General features: G+C 42.1%; 18 protein-coding genes. 8 read left to right on the forward strand and 10 right to left on the reverse strand.

The window, feature by feature from the left end:
• Nucleotide 1: 1 nt before the first annotated feature.
• The 3 genes from WCM76_09270 to WCM76_09280 form a co-directional block, all read right to left on the reverse strand.
• A complete protein-coding gene (locus WCM76_09270) occupies nt 2-943 on the reverse strand; it encodes a Wzz/FepE/Etk N-terminal domain-containing protein (GenBank protein ID MEI6765818.1) in 942 nt (313 codons plus the stop codon).
• A 61-nt stretch (nt 944-1,004) separates the two neighbouring features.
• Nucleotides 1,005-2,558 carry an aryl-sulfate sulfotransferase gene (locus WCM76_09275; protein ID MEI6765819.1) on the reverse strand — a complete coding sequence of 518 codons (1,554 nt, stop codon included), beginning with the start codon at nt 2,556-2,558 and terminating at the stop codon, nt 1,005-1,007.
• A 16-nt stretch (nt 2,559-2,574) separates the two neighbouring features.
• The gene (locus tag WCM76_09280; protein ID MEI6765820.1) at nt 2,575-3,045 is read right to left on the reverse strand and encodes an Lrp/AsnC ligand binding domain-containing protein; all 471 of its coding nucleotides are present in this window, start codon (nt 3,043-3,045) and stop codon (nt 2,575-2,577) included.
• Nucleotides 3,046-3,195: 150 nt separating this feature from the next.
• Here WCM76_09280 and WCM76_09285 point away from each other — a divergent pair, with 150 nt between their 5' ends.
• On the forward strand, nt 3,196-4,434 hold the full coding sequence (locus WCM76_09285; GenBank protein ID MEI6765821.1) for an aminotransferase class I/II-fold pyridoxal phosphate-dependent enzyme: 1,239 nt from the start codon (nt 3,196-3,198) through the stop codon (nt 4,432-4,434).
• Nucleotides 4,435-4,567: 133 nt separating this feature from the next.
• On the opposite strand, the gene WCM76_09290 is transcribed toward WCM76_09285, so the two are convergent.
• Complete coding sequence (locus WCM76_09290) at nt 4,568-8,785, reverse strand: C25 family cysteine peptidase (protein MEI6765822.1); 4,218 nt, start codon at nt 8,783-8,785, stop codon at nt 4,568-4,570.
• 182 nt (nt 8,786-8,967) lie between these two features.
• A complete protein-coding gene (gene ndk / locus WCM76_09295; GenBank protein MEI6765823.1) occupies nt 8,968-9,387 on the reverse strand; it encodes a nucleoside-diphosphate kinase in 420 nt (139 codons plus the stop codon).
• 100 nt (nt 9,388-9,487) lie between these two features.
• On the opposite strand from ndk, the gene WCM76_09300 reads away from it, so the two are divergent.
• The 7 genes from WCM76_09300 to WCM76_09330 all read left to right on the forward strand — a co-directional run bounded on the left by WCM76_09300 (nt 9,488) and on the right by WCM76_09330 (nt 20,719).
• Nucleotides 9,488-10,516: a bifunctional oligoribonuclease/PAP phosphatase NrnA gene (locus WCM76_09300; GenBank protein ID MEI6765824.1), complete on the forward strand. Its 1,029-nt coding sequence runs from the start codon at nt 9,488-9,490 to the stop codon at nt 10,514-10,516.
• A 79-nt stretch (nt 10,517-10,595) separates the two neighbouring features.
• The gene (locus tag WCM76_09305) at nt 10,596-11,063 is read left to right on the forward strand and encodes an FKBP-type peptidyl-prolyl cis-trans isomerase (protein MEI6765825.1); all 468 of its coding nucleotides are present in this window, start codon (nt 10,596-10,598) and stop codon (nt 11,061-11,063) included.
• Between the two features lie 53 nt (nt 11,064-11,116).
• On the forward strand, nt 11,117-12,409 hold the full coding sequence (locus WCM76_09310; protein ID MEI6765826.1) for an FKBP-type peptidyl-prolyl cis-trans isomerase: 1,293 nt from the start codon (nt 11,117-11,119) through the stop codon (nt 12,407-12,409).
• A 46-nt stretch (nt 12,410-12,455) separates the two neighbouring features.
• Nucleotides 12,456-14,966 carry a T9SS type A sorting domain-containing protein gene (locus WCM76_09315; GenBank protein ID MEI6765827.1) on the forward strand — a complete coding sequence of 837 codons (2,511 nt, stop codon included), beginning with the start codon at nt 12,456-12,458 and terminating at the stop codon, nt 14,964-14,966.
• A gap of 119 nt (nt 14,967-15,085) precedes the next feature.
• Nucleotides 15,086-17,668, forward strand: a complete 2,583-nt coding sequence (locus WCM76_09320; protein ID MEI6765828.1) for a PAS domain S-box protein — start codon at nt 15,086-15,088, stop codon at nt 17,666-17,668.
• Between the two features lie 11 nt (nt 17,669-17,679).
• Nucleotides 17,680-18,096 carry a response regulator gene (locus WCM76_09325; protein ID MEI6765829.1) on the forward strand — a complete coding sequence of 139 codons (417 nt, stop codon included), beginning with the start codon at nt 17,680-17,682 and terminating at the stop codon, nt 18,094-18,096.
• 4 nt (nt 18,097-18,100) lie between these two features.
• Nucleotides 18,101-20,719, forward strand: a complete 2,619-nt coding sequence (locus tag WCM76_09330; protein MEI6765830.1) for a PAS domain S-box protein — start codon at nt 18,101-18,103, stop codon at nt 20,717-20,719.
• A 55-nt stretch (nt 20,720-20,774) separates the two neighbouring features.
• On the opposite strand, the gene WCM76_09335 is transcribed toward WCM76_09330, so the two are convergent.
• The 5 genes from WCM76_09335 to WCM76_09355 all read right to left on the reverse strand — a co-directional run bounded on the left by WCM76_09335 (nt 20,775) and on the right by WCM76_09355 (nt 25,184).
• Complete coding sequence (locus WCM76_09335; GenBank protein ID MEI6765831.1) at nt 20,775-21,734, reverse strand: hypothetical protein; 960 nt, start codon at nt 21,732-21,734, stop codon at nt 20,775-20,777.
• A 27-nt stretch (nt 21,735-21,761) separates the two neighbouring features.
• A complete protein-coding gene (locus WCM76_09340) occupies nt 21,762-22,718 on the reverse strand; it encodes a DUF6175 family protein (GenBank protein MEI6765832.1) in 957 nt (318 codons plus the stop codon).
• 25 nt (nt 22,719-22,743) lie between these two features.
• Entirely contained in the window at nt 22,744-23,241 is a 498-nt protein-coding gene (locus WCM76_09345) for a hypothetical protein (GenBank protein MEI6765833.1), read from the reverse strand.
• A 47-nt stretch (nt 23,242-23,288) separates the two neighbouring features.
• Nucleotides 23,289-23,810: a hypothetical protein gene (locus WCM76_09350; GenBank protein MEI6765834.1), complete on the reverse strand. Its 522-nt coding sequence runs from the start codon at nt 23,808-23,810 to the stop codon at nt 23,289-23,291.
• 75 nt (nt 23,811-23,885) lie between these two features.
• On the reverse strand, nt 23,886-25,184 hold the full coding sequence (locus WCM76_09355) for a hypothetical protein (GenBank protein ID MEI6765835.1): 1,299 nt from the start codon (nt 25,182-25,184) through the stop codon (nt 23,886-23,888).
• Between the last annotated feature and the right edge of the window lie 60 nt (nt 25,185-25,244).

Consider the following 25,244-nt stretch of genomic DNA (forward strand, 5'->3'; position numbering starts at 1 on the left):
TTTACAATTCTTTTTTGTGCGAAGCGGTTCTCTCTGCAAGAAAAAGAACAATCCATGTCAGTATGAAGGCAATACAAGCAGTAATAATAATATTCATGGTATAAGATGGGTACACTTTTTTATGTGATACCGTTGCTTTGTCAAGAACGTAAACCTCTGTAACCGGCCTTGATGCTGCCGAAGCGGCCTTTTCATATTTTTTGCCAATTTCATTAAGCTGGTTCAGTTCAAAGTAATAACGGTTGATTGCCTGTTCCAATACAGTACTGTTCTTATATGTTTTCAGGCTGTTGATATTCATATTCAGGGTTTGGTTTGAAATGATGCTGATTTCGGGATCTTTTACTTCATCACGCATAGCCGAAATCCTGGCAACCAGTGAATCCACAAGCGCATTTTTCTGATTATACTCCTTCTGATAAAAATCTTTCGCCGCAATCAGGTTCTTCTTCATCAATTTTTCGCGGATGCTGTTTACATTTCCAAGTATGCTGTTTACAATATTTGCTGATAACTCCGGGTCTTTAGTCTGTGCCGAAATCTCGACCGACATAGAAATATTGCGCTTGTAAATCACATCCTTGCTGTAATACTCGCGTAGTTTGTCGGGCCAGCTTTCATCGGTGATATCAAGTTCATAATAATTTATAAGGTTGTATTTTTTCACGATACTGTCAAACATTTCTTTGGACTGCAATACCTGAATCAACCGGTCGGCTTCAACATCATAACCGAACATCGGGCTGTCAACGGTGGTCTCCAGCGAATTGCTTGCAGCCGGAAACACAATCGCATACGCAAGATATTCTTTAGGAATAAAAAATGTTACCACAGCTGCCATAATAGCCGATCCCAGCACTGTAATTAAAAAAATGCGGTAATGCCTGATAATAAAACGGATGCTGTCGATTGATTCTTTTTTCTCATTGGGTAATTCATTCATAATATTACTGTATTGGTAATTGGAAGTTAAATGCTTGCTGTCGATTGAAATTCATAAATTGTTACCTACTGAATTCAACACTTCGAATATATCTCAATTTTGTCTTCCCACTGTAGTCTTGCTGCAAATAAATACCGTCTCTCTTCGGAAGTACTTGTCTGCCAAGAAGGTCAAAAAAATGATATTTTTCATTAATCGCAGGAAATGGATTCTCGGGAATTGCTGCAGCACCGCATACATTCGTTATATCATCAACAAAAAATGGGAGGGAACCCACCATGCCGCAACCATAGTTTACCCATACCTGATATACGCCGGTTTGAGTTATTTGTATTGTTGCAGTCGTATCACCCGTTGACCAGACATATTTCTGATACCCACCCGGAGCACTGAGAAAAACATCCGTAAGATTGGTGGAACAGCTTACTGCCGGTCTTGGTATTGGCTGAGCGGGCATTGCAAGGCGTGCTCGGTAGGTTTGCACAGAATCTGCAAGGTTGATTTCGGTAAGGAGATTTCCGACATCATCAACCAGTTGTATGCTTGGGTCAGGTCTGAATACCAGACCATAACTCAGCAGATGATTACGGTCGGCGGTGGTTTGGTGGCTGCCCATAGCCGATGAATAAACCACAGGAGTATTCAGATAGGTCCATACTCTTGTTGCTGTCATGACAGCAGTGTCAAGATGATATTCAATGCCGCGGGAACGCTTGGGCGTATGACTATTGCCGTTATCAAAAACAGTATAATTACCGTTTGCGATTTTTTGGATATCATGTTGCCCGCTGAATCTATAATCGTTCGGAAACGTGAAATCACTTGATTTTCCGCCTAAGCGCCAAATAATGGCTCCAGTAGTATGATTAATTTTATACACAGCATTCAAATGCCTGAACGATATCAACAGGTTGCCGTCATCGTCGTCGGATATGGCATTGCCGTGACAATAATCAAAGTCGGCAGCATTATAACCATAAAATGCCGGAAAACTTTCGGTGGGGAAAATATGATCGTTACTGTTCCACTGAAATACCAATTGATGCTGTGCATTAAATTCCTGCAAAACAAATCCCCGAACATGGGTGATGGCACTGCCCTGTATTCCTGCAAAAGTATAAGCACTCAAATCCATCACGCTGTCTTTTCTTCCTGCAAGTGCATAATTTCCGTTAGCCAGAATGGTAAACTCATGCGCATCGGGAAGCACCCCATTTGTAACAGTAAAGGTATCAATAGGCTCAAACACTGAATTCATGACCACACATTCCGAGAATGTCTGGGAATAGGTTGTAATAAAGGTATAGAGCTGCTGCTGATCGTGGAATGCCAGATTGGAAGCGTTACCCGAATCAACGGTACGATACCAGAGCACGTACCCGTTTTCGTCAAGCAAAAGCGGAAAACCGTGGATATACCCCGGCGTATTTTGTGCATTGAGTTTATAGGGTGCCAGCAAGTAATATCCGAAGGCGCTGCTGTCGTTCCGGACAAATTCGTACGGAAATACACCCGGCGGTAACGGCCTGTTGAATGTCTGCGCATGAAGTGATGTGCCAATAATGATCAGGCTAAGCAACAATGATATAATAACTGTATTTCTCAGTAATTTCATTTTCAAAATATTCATATTACTCAACGGGTATTTGTCTGATAAATCCTTCCTGTAGTGAGATGAACGTCTCGGTAAATGTTACTTCCGGGATGCTTTGAATCTTTTCAATAATAAGATTTTTCAGATGCTCATTGTCTTTTGCATACACTTTAATCAACAGCGAATATTTTCCTGAGATGTGGTGGCATTCTACTATTTCAGGGATGCGGCTGATTTTACTGAAAACTTCCTGATGCGATTTTGTGGTCAGCAAATGTACCTGTATGCCAATAAATGCACATGTTTCGTATCCGAGTGCTTTCGGCTCAAGTATATATTGTGAACCGTTGAAAATGCCGGCATCCCACATCGACTTCACCCGTTGGTGAATGGCAGCGCCTGAAACTTTGCATTTTCGGGCTATCTCCATAAAAGGCAATCGCGCGTTGGCAGTGAGTAATCCGAGGATTTTACGATCAAGACCATCAATATGTAAGTCAGTTGGCATGAAAATCAGGTTTTTTGTTACACATTTCGAAAAATGAGGCATATTCAGTTTCAAATTTAAGAATATTTATGGAAATTTCGCACACATTTATAATTTTCTTGGTCATTATTGCGCTATATGATACATTTGATTCACCAAAAAACAATTACCATGACGAAGGAAAAATTAGAACACGAAAAATCCGCTGATCCTGCGGTACGTGTGCAGGATTTGCTGCAGTTCGGCGAGTTTGGCGACGTAAATCCGTCAATTACCGACTCTGCCACGTATACATTTCTTCAGGCAAAAACGATGGCCGATACGTTCGACGGTCAGACACAAGGTTGCTATTTATATTCGCGTCACTGGAATCCCAGCAATAAATACCTTGCCGATGCGCTTGCCGCAATGGAAGGTACCGAAGCCGCCTGGGTAACATCATCGGGAATGGGTGCCATAACGACGGCCATTTTGCAGTTATGCTCTGCCGGCGACCATATTGTCTCAAGCACTACCGTTTATGGCGGTACATTTGCTTTTCTGAAGAACTACCTTCCCAAGTTCAATATATCGGTAACATTTGTTGATATTACCGATATCGGGCAGGTGCAACGTGCTGTGAAGAAGGAAACAAAAATTATCTATACCGAAACCGTTACCAATCCAATGCTTCAGGTGTCTGACATTCCTGCATTGGCTAAAATTGCAAACGCTCACAATATTCAATTGGTGGTCGACAATACGTTTACGCCAATGATAATTTCACCCGCCAAACTGGGCGCCCACGTTGTAGTTCATAGTCTCACTAAATTCATTAACGGCAAGAATGACTGTGTAGCGGGCGCTGTCTGCGGATCACAGGAGTTTATAAATTCATTGTGCGATGTAAACAATGGCACTGCCATGCTGATTGGTCCGGTGCTCGATCCGCTGCGCTCATCGTCAATCCTCAAGAATCTGCACACGCTGCATATCCGAATGAAACAACACAGTTACAATGCTCAGTACCTTGCTGAAAGACTGGACAAACTCAATGTTGCAATTGGCTATCCCGGGCTTACAAAACATGCCGGGCATAATGTTCACACGGCAATGATGAACAAAGCATACGGCTATGGCGGTATGATGACCATTGATGTGAAGACGGTGGAGAATGCTTACGCTTTGATGGAACTCATGGAAAAACGCGGTGTGGGTTATCTGGCAGTCAGCCTGGGCTATTTCAAAACCCTGTTCAGCAACTCCGGAAAAAGCACTTCCTCTGAAGTGCCCGAAGATACACAGAAATCCATGGGCATGTCGCCCGGTATGATACGCTTTTCAGTGGGGCTTGATCAGGATATTGAACGTACCTTTCAGACTATTGTTGAGTGCATGACAGAGCTTGGAATGCTGCACAATGAACAATGAATAATTAACAATTAATAATTACAATCAAGACTTGAAAATATAACTCTGTGCCTTCTCTGTGCACCTCTGTGAAATATAAAACTGACACTGAGTTACACAGAGAAAACCTAGCACTTGATTCACATGAATATGATTACCAAGTTACAATCACTTTTTTGATGATTGCTTGATTGCCGTCGTGCAGCCTCAATAAATAAATTCCTTCTGCAATGCCTCCCAAATCAATGGTTTCATGAAAATAGCCTTGTTTGCCGCATTCTAAATAGCGAATCATTCTTCCGGTTGCGTCATAAAGCCCGATGTTAACGGTACTATTACCTGAATTCATGAATCCGATATTCAGTAAATTATTTGCAGGATTCGGAAAAACAGACAATGTTGTTGTGAAATTGTTTTCATTGATGCCGGTGCCGTAAACATACAAGGTGTCGGTGAAAATATCGCTGCCACATCCGTTGTTAACTGCAAGTGTCACGTAATAAGTTCCGTCTGCTGTGTATGTGTGAACGGGGTTTTCAGCATTGGATGTGCCGCCATCTCCAAAATTCCATGAATAGGTAACACCGTTGGTTGTGGTATTTGTAAATACAGCGGTTTGTGCAGGCATTGAAACCGTAAAACCCGCTACGGGCGCTGCACCTGAAACATACACGTTAACGGGCAGCCGCGGACTGTAACAGATGTCTCCCTCAATTTCCCAGTCATAGAAGTAATAGTAATAGCCCGTATTGGTGTAAGAATTTCCGGTAATTGAAATATATCCCGGAATAGTATACGGATAGACTGCACCTGCACTGTTACGATAAAGATAATTATTGGTGCCCTGCGCGCCGAGGCGGTATGCATTGCCGGTGGCAACATTCCAGTTGAGATAAACTCGGTTTGTGCCGGCTTGCAGGTTCGCAATTGTATCAAGCAATACGGTTCCCGCACTATTCATAAGTCTGATTGTTCGGTTGCCGGAGTTGTATGCATAAATTTTTACAGAAACAATTTTAATATCCTGAAGTGCATTGAAAATAAGATAATGATTGCTTGTGCCTGTATAATAAGCGCCTGCACCTAGTGCGCTGTCGTGGGGTTGTGTGAAATAATTTGTCTGAACTTTAGAACCTACATAATAAGTCGTATTTGCAGAGAGCACCGGGCTGGTAAATACAGGTCCTGAATGCAGCACTGTGCCGCCCGACGGCATGCTGAACCATTGAATAGTATCCTGTCCGTTTGCCGAAAGTGTTGCAGAGCCTGAATTGCATATATAAGCATCATTCGCTGCAGGAGCAGCAGGCATGTTCACATTTATGTATGATTGCTTTACGATAGTGTTGTTTCCGTAAGTATTCGAAGCAGTCAGCGTAACAGAGAATATGCCGTTGGCCTGATAATTATGCAATGGGTTTTGAAGATTAGAAGTGTCGCCATCACCGAAATCCCATCGACGGTAAGTAGGGTTATTGCTTGAAAGGTCTGTAAATTGAACGTTTCCGCTACAGGTATTGGTAACATCGGCACTGAAGTTGGCTGATGGAGCGGCGTTTGGTGCGCTGCATACCCATTGTATCACAAAGCCCCTGCCGGTTACATAACCATCGGAATACAGTTTTACAGTGAAGCTGCCGCCGCTGGTGGTAAGCGATGCCGGTGGCGTGTGGCCTGCAAGATTGCAATAAACGCCCAATGAAGCGGAAGATGTATTCGGCCCGTCAAACACTTCCAGGCGGTCGTAATTACAGGTACCATTGTCACCGGCTTCAATGTCAAAATCATTGAAATATAAAGTGAGTGAAGTGGCTCCGGCCGCGGTTATGGTGGCTGTATCGTTGCTGTTCACCGAATATACTGAAGTGCCGCCGTTATCAAATAGTTGCCCGCCACAGTTATTGATGGTCATTCCGCTGTTTGGCTGCATCACATAAGTGCAAGGACTTTCAATAAAAATACTGTCTGTTACATAGGACGTCATTACCGTTCCTGTAGCTGCAAGTGTAATGTACTTCATGCCCGGAGTGGTATAGGTTACATTGTGCGGTCCTACAGTACTGGCCGTTGCAGGTGTTGCGCCCGCTCCGAAATTCCAGTCCCACGAAACAATAGTTCCTGCGCTTTCATTCGTAAAAACGATATTCTCGCCGACGCAATTGTTGTTATACGATTTTGTAAAAGCTGCGCTGACACAATTTAAATCCATAGGTATTCTTGCAATGTACGGTCTGTAATTGTGTTTTGAAATCGTCAGGATAACCTCAGTGCCGGCCAGTGGTGCGAAGTGCAAGGTGCCGGTGCCGCCGGCCAGTGTTGTTTCGGCAACAAGATTTCCGTCAACAACAAGGGTTGCAAGTCCGGCAGGACAAGTGCTGGAAAAAATCTGAAGTACGCTGTCACTGCATTGCAATAATGAAGTATGAGATGCTGTAATTGTTACCGGTACTCCTGTCCACATCTGCATGGCAGGATCGCCGAAATAGTGAAACAGCTCATGAGTGTATGAATCGTCGCCCCAGGTCTGAACCATGCGGAGCAGCCCTTGATTCAGCACATCTCCCATAGTATAGATGGCAGGATGAGCCGTGATGCTGCCAACCGGATTGTCGCCATATCCTGTAAAGTTTGGGATAATGCCGGGGTTGGGCCAGATGGCGTCAAAAAAGCCAAGTGTAAGACCGTCGTTAGGACCGCTGTAGCTGTAGTAAGCAGCGCCAAATACACCCACGGCACCACCATTGGCTTTGCGCAGAAATTTCTCCGAAAAACATTCTGGAAGCTGATATTCGCCGGTATGGCAGTTAATGCTGAATACGACCGGAAGATTCGCTCCGTTTGTCAGGTTATTGATATCACTCAATACATATTCGGGCGTTGCCCAGCCGCTGCCACCAACGTAACCATGATCGCGGTGAAGCAGAAACAGCCTGCCGTCGGCTGAATTGATAGCCGATGTAATATCGGTTCTGCTGCCCGTCCATGCAAATGTTGGCTTACGCAGATAGGAGGGAACCGGCTCGCCTGCTGCAAATAAGTCATTATTCCAGTACAACGGTGTAACGCTGTTATCAGTTGCATAAACCCTGTCAATACTGAATGATTGCTGGTTTACCATATAATTCCTTACTTCTTCAGCCGTAAGCGCAAAACGGCGGTCTTCATAACTGTTGGCATCGTCGTCCTGAAATTGTGCGCAATTGGTGCCATGAGAATAAAACCCGCTTTGCAATGGCGGATTTTTTTCATACTGAATAATTTTTTGAACTACCATATTTGCCTGCAAAGCGCTTGAAACCGAAATTCGGCCAAAAGCCATATCGGCCACATAATCGCCGGTTCCGCCCATGCAAGCGTAATACAAATCTGTAGCAAAATCCTCACCATTTGTCGGATCCTGATGAATTTCGCCGGGAACTAAATCATGATCGCCAATAATCACGAAGTATCCCGGTTTTGGATTCCAGTTTGCATAGCGCTGCTGAATTTCAGATTTTACCTGTGAACTTGTCCACGATGCGCGCGAAACAATCTCAACGGTATAACCTAATTGCGCTTTCCATTTGGCCAATGAATCGGCGGCAGCCAGATAATTATCATGCGTAATTATTATATAGTCAACCGACGGACCCGAAATGCTTTTTAAATTTTTGCTTGTTCCTTTAGCAGGAAAATTTCGCAATGATTCGCCATTCAGAATACTGCCCTTCACCATTCCTAGGTAAGGTTCCATTTCTTCTGCTGTTGCAGGAAAACTTCCATTTCCGATGAATTCAACATCATAATCAATTACAGAAAACAGATTCGCAGTGCGCGATTTTGGATTGTATTGAACCGGATACACAGCAATGACGGCAAGTTCATAGCCTCTGTAATTTAATGTTGTCAGGATTTTTACCGGCGCATCGGGCCATATAGTGTTGCTGTTGTAAAAAGTACTGTCTATTTCAAACGCAGGTTCAGGATCGCCTTCGCGGTCAGTGGCTGGTTTTAAAGCGGGATAAACAAGAAGGTCATTGAATGTTGTTGCATTCGCCCGACGGATATGGATTTTTGCCGTACTTCCTTTCGGGATAAGCACAAGGTCGCAATGTTCAGGAAGTGCAGGCTTTCCAACACTTTTCATTTTATTAAATCCCTGTACATGCAAAATATCGAACACCGTGCCGCTTGCATTTTTTTCGGCTTCTAACATTCCGCTGAAGCGGTATTCAACATTCACGCCTTTTTTGTCATGGTTTTTAACAATGCGCGTCACACTGTTTTCATGATTTTGTGAACGGTCGTTTTTTGAAAGTGTAATCCATTGGTTTTGGCTATGCGCACTTAAAATTCCAATGAAAAGTAGGAAAGTGAGGAAGCGTTTTTTCATAAATGTCAGCACTAATTTGTATTCGCAGAAGTAAAAATACAAAAAATGCACGCTATACACGATAAAATTTCGATTTCGAGATCTCTACCTTCGTATTCAGGAATTAGAAGAGCATAACACTATCCTGCCCAGTATTGGTGAGTAATACAATCGTATAGAATTTAAAGAGTCGGTGCCGGCTCTTAGTAACGTTCGCCTGCCGGGAAAAAGAAATTACATTCAATCTCGGCATTTTCATCACTGTCTGAACCATGAACGGCGTTTGCAGTCATACTGGTGCCAAAATCATGACGTATGGTGCCTTCGGCTGCTTCAGCCGGATTGGTCTTACCTATCAGTTTGCGGTAATCTTCAACTGCATTTTGTTTTTCAATAATCGCTACCACAATAGGACCTGATGTCATAAACGCAACCAGATTATCGTAAAATGGACGATCCTTGTGGACTATATAAAATCGTTGTGCCTGCTCCTTTGTGAGCATCGTTGTTTTTAAAGCCGACAGCCGGAATCCGGCATCGGTAATTCGTGCAAGTATCCTGCCCGCGTTATTCTTTGCGAACGCTACAGGTTTTATTATGGTAAAAGTTTTGCTACCCGTCATGGCATTTATAGTTTTAAAACAAGTAAAAGTAATAATATTGGAAATGAATAAGGCTTTTTTATTATTATTTTAATAATTTTGGACTCATAATACTTCTAGCTTGGAACCTACAGATTTTTCCCGTTTATCAGAACTTCTTAAAATGCCCTGCCGAATTGCGGTTGTTACGCATTCAAATCCCGACGGCGATGCCATTGGCTCATCCCTGGCGATGACTCATTATCTGAAACACAAAGGTCATGATGCACGCACTGTGGTTCCTGATGATTTCCCTGAATTTCTCAAATGGATGCCTGCCGCCGGCGACATTCTTATTTTTGATAATGACGTGAAAAATGCAGAGCGCTTTTTGCTCGATGCCGACCTTGTATTTTGTCTTGATTTTAATGCGCCCGACCGCGTTCAGGCAATGACTAAGACGCTGGAACAGGCCAAAGGCATCAAAATTCTCATTGATCATCACCTCGATGTGGTTCATTTTTGTGATTTTGAATTGTCGAATGCTGCCACTTCTTCTACATCGGAACTCGTGTATGATTTTATAGTGAATATGGGTGATGAAAATCTGCTCGATAAAAATATTGCCGAAGCACTGTTTGTTGGAATTGTTACCGATACCGGCTCATTCAGCTATGCCTGCAATTATGAGCATACGTTTTCTGTGGTCGCGAACCTCATGCGGCTCGGAATAGATGCCGAGCATATTCACCGGCTGGTTTATGATACATGGTCTGAAAGCCGCATCAAACTATTAGGCTTTTGCCTGAACGAAAAACTTACTGTAATAAGCAATTATTCAACTTCTTATATTGTTTTATCGAAAGCTGATCTTGAACGTTTCAATCATAAAATAGGTGATACCGAAGGTGTCGTTAATTATGCGCTTTCCATTAAAAATGTGAAGTTAGCGGCACTCATTACCGAAAGAGATGACTTTGTTAAAATTTCATTCCGGTCAAAAGGAACATTTAATGTGAATGACTTTGCCCGACTGCATTTCAACGGCGGCGGTCATAAAAATGCTTCCGGAGCTAATGTTTATCTTCCGCTCGGCGAAGCCGTTAAAAAATTCGTTTCCCTGCTTGCCTCCTATAGTAAAGAACTTATGCCCGCTCATCATGAAGTTTAGATTCTTACAAAGAAATCTTTCTGTGCTGTTTGTTTTCTCAATGTGCATGTTTTTATGCGCCTCTTGCGGAAACAATACCGTGAAACCAAAACAGAAAGATCCGGATCCGCAAAAGGTGAAAGATCAGATGCTGAATGTGAATAAATCTATGGTTGAAAAAGAGGACAGGCAGATTGATGATTTTATTTCACGGCATCAGTGGAACATGATAAAAACGTCTACCGGTTTGAGATATATGATATACGCGCCTGCAAAAAACAGCACAGAGTCACCCGTTGACAAGCAGATTGTTCGCATTAAATATGGCGTTAAGTTGGTCAACGGCGTGGAAGTATATAACTCGGATAAAAATGGTTTGAAAGAGTTTGTTCTGGGAAAATCGGAAGCAGAAAATGGATTGGAAGAAGGATTGAAACTCATGCATAAAGGAGATAAGGCCATGCTGATTATCCCGTCGCACTTAGCCTATGGCCTGGCAGGCGATGACGAGAATATCCCCAAACGGGCCACACTTATTTATGATGTTGAATTGCTGGACATACGTTAGTCATAAAAAATTGTTCAATATTTAATACGTTACTTATTACTAATTGCCTAAATATGATATCAAAACTCAGACTCAGCGCACTTTTTATTATAATGGCAGGATTATTTGTGTCCTGCAATTCCAAATATCCGGGTTTCAAGCAAACCGACGATGGCTTATATTATAAATTTCATGTCAGGAACAAAGATGCCCAAAAACCTTCTATCGGCGATATTATTACCGTAAATATGGTGTACCGGGTTAAGGATAGTATTTTGTTTGATTCGCGCAGCTTGCCGGAAGCATTCCGCTTTCCGCTTGATTCGGCAACATTTAAAGGTGATATTTTTGAGGGTCTGGCGATGATGGGAGTAGGCGATAGCGCAACGTTTATTGTTCCCGGCGACAGCCTGAAACGCTTTGGCAATCTTAATAATATTGACTCCGGTGCGATGATATATTTCGATGTTAAACTTCTGAATGTACAGCCAAAAGCCGAATTTGAAAAGGAAATGGCCATCCAGAAACAGAAAGAAGAAGCCGCTACAGCAGAATTGAGAAAAGTGGAAGAAGCCGATTTAACGCAATATATTACAAAAAATAATATCAAAACAGCTCCGTCTGAATCGGGTTTGTACTTCATTAATATCAAGACTGGCAGCGGTATGGCGCCCGAAAAAGGAAAAATTGTTGAGGTACATTATGCAGCAACAAAGCTTAATGGTGATAAAGTTTTTTCATCGCGCGACGAAAGCGGAAAACCAATATTTTTCGAGCTTGGGCAGAATTTTGAAATCCCTGCTATTGAGGAAGCACTGCTGAAGATGAAAGCAGGAGGCAAAGTAAAATTAATTGTTCCTTCAAAACTCGCATACGGCGACAAAGGAATCAAAGACTATATTCCACCCTGTACTCCGCTCATTTTTGAACTGGAATTGCTGAGCGTTACTTCAAAAGATAAATATGGTACTTCAATGAGCGCCAACGAAAAAAGTGAAATTGATGATTATTTGAAGAAAAATAATATTTCGGTGAAGCCCGATAAATATGGTCTTTACTACATTGAAACAAAAAAAGGAAGCGGAGCTAAAGTTACTTCAGGCAAAATTGTAAAAGTTAATTATACCGGCACATTGATGAATGGAAAAGTATTTGATTCCTCCATTCCATCGGGCGGACCCATAGAAGTACATATGGGCGCGGGCGAAGTGATACCGGGCTGGGAGATAGGCCTCGCATACATGAATGCCGGTGGCAAAGCCACTTTTATAATCCCGTCTAAACTGGGTTATGGCGAAACTTACAATGGTATTATTGCACCCTATTCACCGCTTATCTTTGATATTGAAGTTGTGAGTGTGAAGTAAGCATAAGGTTATTTTTCGATTATTATTTCCTAAAATTCTGCCCATCATGAGAAAATTTATTGTTTTCTTTAATTTGGTAATGGCGGTAGCCGTTGTTTCCGGACAAGTGCCTCAACTTTGGCATACAACAGGCATCGGAGGCGGTGGCGCCTTGTTTGCGCCTTCTGTCAATCCTTCGGATGCAAATGATTTTTATGTCGCATGCGACATGAGCGACCTGTTTCATACCACTGATAACGGGATGTCATACAGCATTGTTGATTTTCGTGAACTGCAATCATCCCACAACAGCGCGGTTCGTTTCACGAATAATCCCAGCATACGCTATTGTATTAATTATTCGAACAATCAGGTACTTCCGGTGAAAAGTACTGATGGTGGCATTACCTGGAATACCCTTAGCGGAAATCCTGATGGCAGCTCGGAAACCTTCAGTATCTGGGCAGACTACAATAATCCGTTGCGCGTTATTATGTCTTATTATGGCATCGTGTATTTTTCGGCAGATGGTGGCGCAACGTTTACAAACATTCACAATTGCGTGAGTTCCGGTGCGGGCGTGTTGGTTAGCGGTGTGTTTTTCGACGGGCTAAATATCTATATCGGAACCAACGATGGTATTATTGAATCGCTCAATGGGGGAACAACTTTTAGTGTGCTTGCCACAACCGGACTTCCGGCCAATGAACGGATAGGTTCATTCGCAGCAGCAAAACAGGGCGGAACACTTCGCTTTTTCTGCGTTACTTCCGATGTAGGAAATGTTTATGCCGGATTGCCCGGAAGTGATTACTGGGGCTTTCTCGCAGGCGTTTATTCAATGGATAATAACTCCGGAACTTGGACTTCGCGCATGACGAACATAACTCTTGGTTCTGATTATCTGATGTTTGTTGCTATGGCCGAAAATGACATCAGTACAGCCTACCTTGGCGGCAGTACTTCTGCAGCTTCGCCAAACGTAATGAAAACAACAGATGGTGGTCAGCAATGGAATCACGTCTTTAACACAGCCAATAATCAGAATATTATTACCGGTTGGTGCGGTTCGGGTGGCGACCATCAATGGAGCTGGTCTGAATGTCTGTTCGGGATAGCCGTGTCAGCTGCCGATAAAAACACAGTGATACTTACTGATTACAGCAACCCAACGATTACACACGATGGCGGTACAACCTGGACACAGGCATATGTTGCAACCGCTGATCAGCATCCGGCAGGAGCCGCCACGCCAAAGTACCAGTATTATCATAGTGTGGGAATGGAAAATACGGCTTGCTGGTACATCGATTGGACGGGTCAAAACAACATTTTTGCAGCGTATACGGATATTTACGGGATGCGCAGTAAGGACGGCGGTCAGAGTTGGGGTTTTGATTACACGGGTCCGCTTACAAACACCATGTACTGCCTGAAAAAGAACAATGCCGGCACGATATTGTATGCGGCCACTTCGTCTGTTCATGACCTTTATAAAAGCTACCGCCTTCAGGACAATATCATTGACGCATCAGGTGTAAGCGGCAAAATCATTTTTTCTTCCGATACGGGCGCAACATGGGCGTTGTTACACGATTTCTTGCATCCCGTTTACTGGCTCGCAACTGATCCCGGTAACAGTGAACGAATGTATGCTGCCGTGGTAAACAATACCCAGGGTTTGGGAGGCATTTGGGTAACAAACAACCTCAGTGCCGGTGCTTCTTCAACTTGGACACATTTGTTGCCGCCTCCGCGCACCGAAGGTCATCCCGCTGCTATAACGGTGTTACCCGATGGGAAATTACTCTGCTCTTTTTCAGGACGACGGAATCCTGCAGGTGCATTTACTGCAAGTTCCGGTGTGTTTGTGTATGATCCGGTTGCGACATCCTGGACTGACAAATCAGATCCTGGTATGTATTACTGGTGTCATGATGTTGTTACTGATTACGCCGATCCCCAGAATACATGGTATTGCGGTGTGTACAGCGGATGGGGTGGTGCACCAAACGATTTGGGCGGATTGTACAAAACTACAAATGCCGGATTAAGCTGGACAAGGATATTACAGGGCGTCGATGTCAGTTCCTGCACATTCAATCCCGCCAATAGCAATGAACTGTATGTGACAACTGCCGGTAGCGGGCTTTGGTTCAGCTCCAATGCACCTGCTGCCACACCTGTGTTTACTCAGGTAGGCAGCTATGATTTCGGTTCGCCCGAAAGGGTATTCTTTGACCCAAACAGTGCAGGAAAAATATGGGTAGCCAGTTTCGGACATGGCATGCAGTGGGGTGATAACAACAGCGGAGCGGTAGCAAAAACTGATGATTCGAAAGAAATATCGCTGTATCCGAATCCTGTACAGGATGTTCTGCATGTCAGAGTTCCGGGCAATGCAACCAATGCAGCCTGTCGTGTTTCTATTTATGATAACACCGGTCGCCTGCTCATTAAGAACAACATTTTTTCTGCTGTGGCGGAAATAACTGTTTCATCATTGTCGCAGGGTTTGTATATCGTAAATGTTTTTGACGGAGAAAGAAATTATTCAACACGCTTTGTGAAAGATTAAGCTTTTCCACTGTTATACAGTAACTACCTGCAAATTATTTTTTGTCTCAGAATATTTGTTTTGATTGCAGATTTATCCGAAAAAGTATATCTTTAGCTTCTGATTCAGAAATAATTTCGATGAAAAAAGACGAACAACCGGAAGCCCAAACCCTTCGCCAAAAAGCTGAAGAGGCACTAAAAATGAAGCCGGCGAGCGAACTCTCGCATTACACTGCCGCAGAAGTTTTGAAGCTCACTCATGAATTGGAGGTGAAGCAGATAGAACTTGAAATTCAAAATATTGAGCTGTTGCAGGCTCAACTGGTAGCTCAGGATGCAATTGACTTGTATGATTTTGCGCCAACAGGCTATTTTACCCTGTCAGAAAAAAGTAAAATAATTGGTTTGAACCTTAGCGGTGCTCTCATGCTTGGCGAGGAACGGCCACTTTTAATCGACTCCTTTTTTAGCCGTTTTATTTCAGAAGAATCAAAGCCGGTTTTCAATCAGTTCCTGAAAGAAATATTTCTGAGTAAAACAAAGCAAGCTTGCGAAATTTTATTATTGGCTGACGGAAAGTCGCCTATCTACGCACATCTTAGCGGCATTATCGCCAATAATGAAGAACTGTGCCTTGTGACTTCTGTCGATATCACCGCCCGTAAACAAGCTGAAGAAGAACTCAAAGAAAGCAAGTCAAAATATCAATTTATTGTCGAAACTACGGACGATATACTGTGGACCATGAATCCCGATTTCACCTTTGATTATATTTCACCTTCTGTTTATAATTTCCTTGGCTATACTGTTGAAGAGCATTTGAAGATGCCGCTTTCAGATTATTTTACGCCCGAATCGGCAAAATTGGTTGTCGACGAATTTCAGATTGGCATGATGAATCTCCAGAGTAAGCAGTATGATAAACTCAGGAACAGAGCCGAACTTGAAATAGAATTTGTTCGAAAAGATAAGACCCGCGGCTATGGAATAATTACCATGACGATGGTACGTGATGAACAGCACCGGATAAAAAAAATCAGAGGCAGAACTATTGATATTACAGCCAGAAAGCTGGCTGAAGAAGCTGTCAGCGCATCAAAAGATTACCTGAACAATATTATTAATTCTCTGGGGTCACCGGTGTTTGTAAAAGACAGTGAATTCAAATTCTGCGTTGTGAACGATGCGTTGTGTTCTTTGCTCAACCTGCCAAGAAATGAACTCATTGGTAAAACCGGTCGCGAATATTTTCCGGACGACCAAAACGAAGTGTTCTTTTTGAAAGATAAAGAAGTATTTGCCAGTGGTGAAGAAAATATAAATGAAGAATTCCTGACTGACGGCAGCGGAAATATCAGAACAATCATTACGCGGAAAACCCTGTTTACCGATGCCAAAGGCACTAAATTTCTGGTTGGGGTTATCAATGATATTACCGAACAGAAGGTGGCTGAAAAGGCCCGTCTTGAAAGTGAAGAGAAGTTTAAAAGTATTTCAAATCAACTCGAAGCAATTCTTGACCATATTCCGGGGCTGGTGTTTTTTAAAGATAAACAGAATAATTTTATAAGAGTTAATAAATATGCAGCTCATGGCAGACCAAAGAGTGAAATGGAAGGGAAAAATCTAAGCGAGATTTACCCTAAAGAAGACGCCGAAAAATATTATGAGGATGATTTGGTTGTTATAAACTCTGGTATTGCCAAACTTAATATTGAAGAACACTGGAACACTTCTGAAGGTGTTAAATGGGTGAATACAAGCAAAATTCCTTTTATTGACAGCAATGGCGAAATTATTGGTGTTATAGGCATGTCTGTTGACATTACCGATCGTAAAAATGCCGAAATGGAATTAATTCTCGCTAAAGAAAAAGTAGAACAAAGTGAGCGTGAACTGCGAAAAATAAATGAAGAGAATCAAACAATTATCGATACTCTTAAACAGGCAAACATTGAATTATCAAAGGCTTCAAACGAAATATCAGAAAGAAAATTAACTGAAGCCGCACTCACAAAAAAATCGGAAGAGCTGGCAATTGCCAACAAGGAACTGAATCAGTTTGCATATGTAGCTTCTCATGATCTTCAGGAACCACTGCGCACTATTTCTAATTTTGCCGGTCTGCTTGAGAAAAAAGGTAACCTGATAGCCGACAAGGACATGAGCCAATATCTGGGTTTCATTTTGAAAGCTACCGATAAAATGCAAAACTTGATTAAAGCGCTCCTCGACTTTTCCAGGATAGGACGGGAAGTTTCATTTGAATCCGTTGATTGCAATGTTTTGGTTGACGAAGTGATTTCTGAGCTGGCAGTGTCAATCAATGAAAGTAAAGCGCAAATAAGAGTGGGTACTCTTCCTGTTTTAACGGGAAATCAATCCGAACTCAGGCGGTTGTTCATGAATCTTCTTGGCAATGCCATTAAATTCAGAAAGAAAAATGCAGCTCTTGAAATCGATATTTCTGTGACGGAAAAAGAACATGAATTTCTTTTTGCAGTTAGAGATAACGGTATCGGGATTGAAGAACAGTATTCCGACAGAATCTTTATTATTTTTCAGCGCCTGCATCTTGATAATGAATATCCGGGTACCGGAATCGGTCTCGCCGCATGCAGTAAAATTGCGACATTGCATAATGGGAAAATTTGGGTTGAATCAGCATTGGATAAAGGCAGTACGTTTTATTTTACTATATCGAAAACAATTGAAGGATAATAAGCAATTTGATGAAACCGATAAATTGCATTCTTTTAATCGACGACAACGCCACTGATAATGTCTTTCATCAGATTATTATCAACGATGCCGATATCTGCAACTGTCTGAACATTGTCACGGGCGGTCAGGAAGGGCTGGAATATATTATTAAATCTGCAGAACCAGAAAGTACACGGCCTAAACCCGACCTTATTTACCTTGATATAAACATGCCGCGGATGAATGGTTTCGAGTTTTTGGAGGAATATGAGAAATTAGATTCGAAATTGAAAACAGGCATTCACATCATCATGCTTACTACTTCTTTAAATCCTGTCGATAAATTCCGTGCTCTGGCAGATAAAAGTGTGATGGATTTTCAGAATAAACCACTCACGGTGGAAATGCTTCAACAAACCGCTAAAAAATATTTTTCTGAAAAATAAGCAGATGAGAAAAGAAGATAAATCAGTCAACGATATTCTTCGCAAAAGAGCTGAAAAGGCACTGAGCGCGCAGCTTTCAAAATCTGAAGAAAAATACAGCGAAACCAATGTCAGGAAATTAATTCACGAGCTTGAGGTACATCAGATTGAACTTGAAATGCAAAATCTGGAACTCACTCAAGCACAAAATAAAGCAACTGAATTATCTGAAAAACTTACTGAATTATACGACTTTGCTCCTTCTGGCTATTTCACACTTTCAAAAGATGGAAAAATACGCGAGCTAAACCTCGGAGGTGCCCACATGCTGGGCAAAGAGCGCTCACGCTTGATTAACAGCCTTTTCTCGTTTTTCGTAACAGACGATAAAAAAAAAGTATTCAATAGTTTTCTTGACAGGGTTTTTAATAACAATGGTACTGAATCGTGCGAGATTACTTTTGCGCTGAATGGTGAATTTCCTATGTGCGTTTACCTTTCGGGAGTTGCAACAAAAGAAGCCGAACACTGTCATATTACCGCTGTAGACATCACCGCAAGCAAGAAATCTGAAAAAGCCCTGAAAGAAAGTGAGGCGAAGCTTCGAAGCTCTTTCGATCAATCACCTGTTGGCTCTGTTATTGTTGATTTCAATAAGTGCTTTACACGATGCAACGAAACTTTTTGCAAATTCATCGGTTATACCGAAGATGAACTTATTGGAAAAGGAATAGCCGATATTACCCATCCTGACGATGTAGAATTGGGAATAGCTGAGATGAAACAAATTCTGGACGGAGAAATACCCTCATCCACGGTTCAGAAACGATATATCCGCAAAGATGGTTCTATTGTTTGGGGCGAAGCAAGAATTTCTGTCGTTCGCGATTCAAACAATCGACCGTTATATTTTCTGCCTGTAATTTTCGATATTACGGCCCGTAAAATGGCAGAAGAAGCCACAGCTCTCGCCAATAGCCGCATTCGACAGTTAATCGATTCCAATATTATCGGGGTAATTATTGCCGATGCCAACGGGAAAATTCTGGAAGCAAATAATTATTATCTCGAAATGCTTGGCTATACGGCAGCCGATTTTAATGAAGGCAAAGTTGACTGGAGGAAAATTACACCACCTGAATGGCTACCCGCCGATGAACGCGCCATCAGCGAATTGCGTAAAGCAGGCATTTGTATCCCTTACGAAAAAGAATACTTCCATGTTAATGGCTCACGCGTTTCTGTACTTCTTACGGATGCACTTTTACCCGGTCCGGGTGAACAAATTGTTGCGTTTGCACAGAATATTACCGAACGCAAGGAAGCTGAAGCGGCATTGCGCAATAGCGAAAGTCTGTACCACCTTATCACCGATAAAATTTCAGATGTGGTGTGGCTTATGGACCTTAACGGAAAGAGCCTTTTTGTCTCTCCGTCTATCGTTCAATTTACCGGATTTTCGGTTGAGGAATATTTGAATCAGTCGTTTATTGAGCGGTTTTCTCACGAATCGGCTATCTACGCCTTGGAAAATTTCAGAAAAGAAGTACATCTGTATACCTCTGCTAAAACGCAACCGCCGGATTATAAAAAAATAATGGTTCTGGAGTATCGGTGTAAAGATGGCAGCTTAAAAACCGGTGAAGTCCTTATTACACCTTACTTTGATGATAACAATAGATGTATTGGACTGCATGGCGTTACAAGAGATATTACGCAACGCAAAATTGTAGAGGAGAAACTGAACCTGGTCGAAAAAAATTACCGCACAATTTTTGAAAATGTTCAGGACGTATTTTATCGTACTGACCTAAGTGGGATAATATTTGAGATTAGTCCGTCAATAAAATATTTTTCAGACTTCTTGCCCGAGGAACTGATTGGCTTTCCCGTTGAAAATATTTATTATAATCCGGCCGACCGCAATATTTTTATAAAAGCAATTTCGGAAAAAGGAGAACTCAGAGATTATGAACTGAGGCTGAAAACCAAATCGGGCGACATCAGATATGCGTCCATAAATGCCCGTCTTATTTTCGATGAAAATGGGAAGCCGCATCATATCGATGGCGCTTTAAGAGATATTACAAAAAGAAAGCTGGCAGAGCAGTCGCTGGAACAAATACATAATCAGTTATTCAAAATTTCCGAACAGGTGCCCGGCGTTATTTACCAGTACAGGCTTTTTGCCGATGGAAAATCATGTTTTCCATACTCCAGTTCCGGCATGAACGATATTTATGAATATGCACCCGATGAAGTGCGCGAAGACGCTACGCCTGTCTTCGGCCGAATTCATCCCGATGACCTGCAAAATGTTTCGGATCTTATTTTTGAATCAGCCAGAACACTCAATCATTTTAATTGCGAATTTCGAGTTGTGCTTCCCCGGCAAGGATTGCGCTGGCGATACAGCGATGCAATGCCCGAACGTATGCCCGACAACAGCACCTTGTGGCATGGCATAATTTATGACATCACCGACCGCAAACTCGCAGAACTGGCATTGCAAAAGAAATCAGATGAACTTGAACATCTGAACAGCCATTTTGTCGGTCGCGAAATAAAAATGATTGAACTCAAAAAAGAAATCAATGAGCTGCTGAAACAAGCCGGACAGAAAGAAAAATACGTGATTCATTAAGCACAAAAAAAGCCCCGTTTATTATAAACGGGGCTTTTTTATAAAGAATAGAAAACTACCACAGTGTTTTGTAAATAATCGTCTTGGCTTGTCCGTTGCCGTATGCAACACCAATATCGCGGTATGCTTTGATCATATCGCGCTCCAAACCAATTTCCTGTTCCCATTTAAAATTCCATTCGCGTTTATCAACTTCCAGAATTCTCTTGCCAATTTTATCCGATAATGCTTTTGCGTCTCCATAACACGACGATTTTGGGTCAATGGTTGAAAGGATTGCTCCGGCAGCTTGTGCGGCATCCCAACTCTGACTTGCATTCCATGTGTTTTGAGCTTCGTTGAGTTTGGTCTTGCATTCGAAATCAATCTTTTGTTGAAAGATAGGGGCAACCGCATTCATACATTTATTCCAACAATCGCTGCACGCATCAGGAACATTGGTAAGATTCCAGATGGCTTCGTCAAAATTGTTCATACCGGCAGCCGTTTTGGCTCCTTTGATGATAAAATCGCACTGGGCATTGTAATACTCTATAATTTTTGTTTTCCCTTTTTCCAGGAATGCCTGATAATTGGGATCGTTAGTCTTGATATTTTTGAGTGCAGCGTTATATGCTTTTACTTCATTTTCACCCACACCTTTGCAGGTGGTTGTATAACTTGAAAAGCTTTTACCTTCAAAACCATCGCCGATATACATCGTCACGTCAAGCGTGTATGCCTGCATAGGAGGGGCAGTTGCGGTAATATCTTTTGTTTGAACAGTTACGTTTGCCGTAATAATGAAGCGGGTATTCACGGCTGCGCCCCCCATACCATTCGCGGTAACAATCTGGCTGAGTTTATTCTCGAGGTTTTTGCGTGATTCTATCGGCATTCCTTCAATTTGTTCAGGAACCCAAACGGCAAGAGCCAACCTGCCTTTATCAGACATTTTGCCATCAGTCCCCTGTGCTTGTGCAAACCCTGTGTATAATGCAATAACAAGCATAAATATGGTGATGTACTTTTTCATTTTTCTTGTGTGTTAAGTTTAATTTAATTATTTATCGCCTAATACAATCGTTGCTTGTCCCAAACCTTTCATCATAAGTTTATTTACAATGCTGTATGGTGGTTCTTTCAGAAAAGTCTGTAAGCCTTTGCAGAATCCTCTTGCATCAATAGCTTTACCTGCTGCATCATAAAGTGGAATACGAACCTGTTCGAACAGCATCATATTCTCTGTTGCATCGGTTGTGCTGAAACGTCCTTTCACAGTATTCTTCGCCATCCAGTCCTCAATAATTGCGCTTAATTCTTTGCCGTCATATTCGGTTTCCAGATCATTTTCCCATGAATCGAATTTCTTGACGCGCACTGTAATCTCGCGACCATTGGCAAACATGTCATCGAAATGTGCCTGAAGCGATGCATTAAAATTATCAATATGTGCTAGAACGGCTTCTTCTAAAAGTACCGGCAGCTCAGCCGAAAAGGAGGGAGCGCCTGTTCCCGCTGCTGTCGCAATTTGTTTATCGGTATATGAATCCAGTCCCTGTAGGTTGAACGTAATTGATTTTTTCGGGCCAACTACATTAACTGTCCATGTAAGCTGCATAATGATATCAGCTTTCGCTGTTTTCTTTAGCTTGTCAATCGGGCTTTCGGATACACCGGCGCCACCTTTACTCGTAAGCATGGCGTCTTCGGCGTTTTCACTTGCCATACTTTTTAAAACCGACTCCGCATTTTTAAGGGGAAAGCCACGATCGGCCATCATGCCGTTAATTTTGCTTATTACCAACAAAAGGTCAGCATTTTCCTGAAATGCTTTTTTATAATCGGGAACTTTTACTTTGGTTCCCTGATTGTCAAACTCCATCATATAGCCATTGGTATTGCACCATACATCGCTGGGCAGTATCATGATGGTTGGCTTTTTGGCTTGTGAGAAAGCCGAATTAACGTATATCAGCATAAAAGCTGCCAATAACAAACCGTTCAATAGTTTTTTCATCGTTCAATTATGTTTTAAGTGTTTATTAATATTTAATGATGCCATCAGCTTTCATTTTCGCCATCAGTTCTGCTCTCAGCACGCGGATTACAATTCCGTAAGTCTCTTGAGATCCTGCCTGTTTGCGCTCTTTAATCACTTCGACATGTGCTGTTGAACCGTCTTTGCCCGAAACAAATTCTTTGTAAGCGCCGCCATCAGCAAAAAATTTATTGAAATAATCCTGATAGGTTTCCTGTGCATTTACCTCGAAAATGATGGGTTTTACACTGCATTCCTTTTTACCGTCGCTAATGCCGTTAAAAAGTACATCGCGAACAGCATTTTTCTTTGCCTGTTCAATCGCATCTGCCCTGTTTCGTCCGTTACCCCATGCTTTCAGCGTTTGCGAACCGTCGAGCTCAACACCCAAACATTCTGTTTTATAGGTATAGTTGCCCGCAAGATGACGCTGCGGATTGCATCCGGATATTATCAGCATAGATATGGCAAAAACGCTAAGGATTAAAATGTTATTTTTCATATTGTTTTCGTTTGTTCGTGAATCGCATTGATAATTTTATCCGGTGATTAGAAACCGTCACTTAATCCTTTGATGATGCCCGCTGCCTCAAGATCTTTGCGGAGCTCATCTTTAAATACAGATACTACAACGCCGATTTTGTATTCTTTACCAATCTTGATTCTGTCTTCTGCAGCTATGCTTCCATCACCAGCAACAGTTACGAATTTCATGTACTTGCCACCATCAGCAAAAAAGTCTTTGAAGAATTCTGCATGTTCCTGCTCTAATGCAGGGTTATTGGCAAGTGGCTTCTGTGTGCAACCTGCTCCTTTACCTGTAAAACCTTTAAAAATAATACCGTGAACAGCATTCTTCTTTGCCTGATTGATGGCAACATCTGGTTTTTTGGAATACGACCAAACCTTAATGAGATATGAGCCTGCAGCACCGGTTGATACGCATTCAATTTCATAGCGCCATTCCTCGGTATCTTTATTTGCTTTCTTTTTCGCCTGTGCATTTACATTAATAGAAAAGCCCAGAACCATTAACAGCAGTATGCCTGCATTTTTTAAAAATGATTTCATCTTTTATTAATTTTATGAATGAATAACTAAACATGCGTCAATACGGCAAAAGCAGCATTGACGCTTGCCATGAATTTATTTCAACTGTTTGATAAGCATGCCGGAGTAAAATTTCTTACCCCCTTTAAATGTAGTATATTCAAGAACGGGCTTGGGAGCTTGGCCGTCAGCAGCAGCAGGCACTTCACCCGCATTATACCTGTTGTCCCAAATTAGGTCTTTATCAACAGTAATTGTTCCTTTGCTGATATACTCTGTAAGTCCGGTCTTTTCATTTACGGTTTGTTCCAGTACATCAAATTTTTCGCCACCTTCCAAACCTTCTTTCATCCCGATTTTTGCTGTAATGGGATCTCCCGAAAACAGAGGAACTTTGGGTTTGAAAACATCATATTTCTTCTGAAGTTTGGCGTATACAGCATCAATCGCTCTGATGGTGGCTATTTCAACAATCTGGTCTTCGGTTCTTTTTTCTTTCATTGAAAACAGTACAAGTCCTGTGGCATTTTCATCACCCACAAACTCCAGCTTGAAAAGATTGGAATTGTCGAAAGCTTCTTTCTTCTTTGGGTCAACATTGCTTTTGTCCATCCATAAATCCTGATAGAACACAGCTTCGACCGAGTCGTTCCATACCAGTTTGTAAAGATAGGTTGTGGTCCAAACAGAATAACCTTCTTTGGCTTTTTCGTATGCTTCATCAGCGGCTTTATTGGCTGCCATGGCGGCTGCCGGGATTTTCATCTGGTTTGCTGCAATTTTAGCCGCATCGCGCGCAATACCGGCTGCTATTTCATTACTTACAAAATTGAACTTTGATATAACAACAAAGGTGTTTCCAATCAATTCAATGCCTGCATCAGCCAATGCGGCAGTTCCTCTTGCAGCGCCTTTTGCAATGTTTGCCTCCATCTCGGAAGCGTTGTAAAAACCACGCTCGCCGATAAGGCTCATATTAAACGTGCCGTCATCCTGCCGGTTAAACCATTTTGCTACCAGCTTATTTGCGATTTTATTGTCATTTAAATAATTCAGTACTTTGAATGGCAATTCGCGTGCTGCCGAATCAACTTTTACGTTCGATGCTCCCGAAGCAAATGCTCCGGCTTTAGATTGTGGTTTATACAATTTGGCGCGCTGTTCAGCGGTGATTTTGTAATCCCCGGGGTTGAACGATTTTTCGCCGATGGTATGATTGTTATATTTATCAGGGAATGGCGCATTATAAAATGCTTTGATGATGGTTTCCTTCCGCGGGAAGTTGTCCGACTCAATAAGCATTGTATGCAGCGAACTTCTTCTGTATTTAATGTCTTTAGCTCCGGCTGCTGTCTGTGCCTTGCCTGAGGCTGCGATTACCGTAACAGCAATCAATAATAATAATCACTATTGTCCGATAAAAATACAGAATATTATTTTGCAAACCGCAACAAA

It is taken from the genome of Bacteroidota bacterium (assembly GCA_037133915.1).
Taxonomy (GTDB): Bacteria; Bacteroidota; Bacteroidia; order Bacteroidales; family CAIWKO01; genus JBAXND01.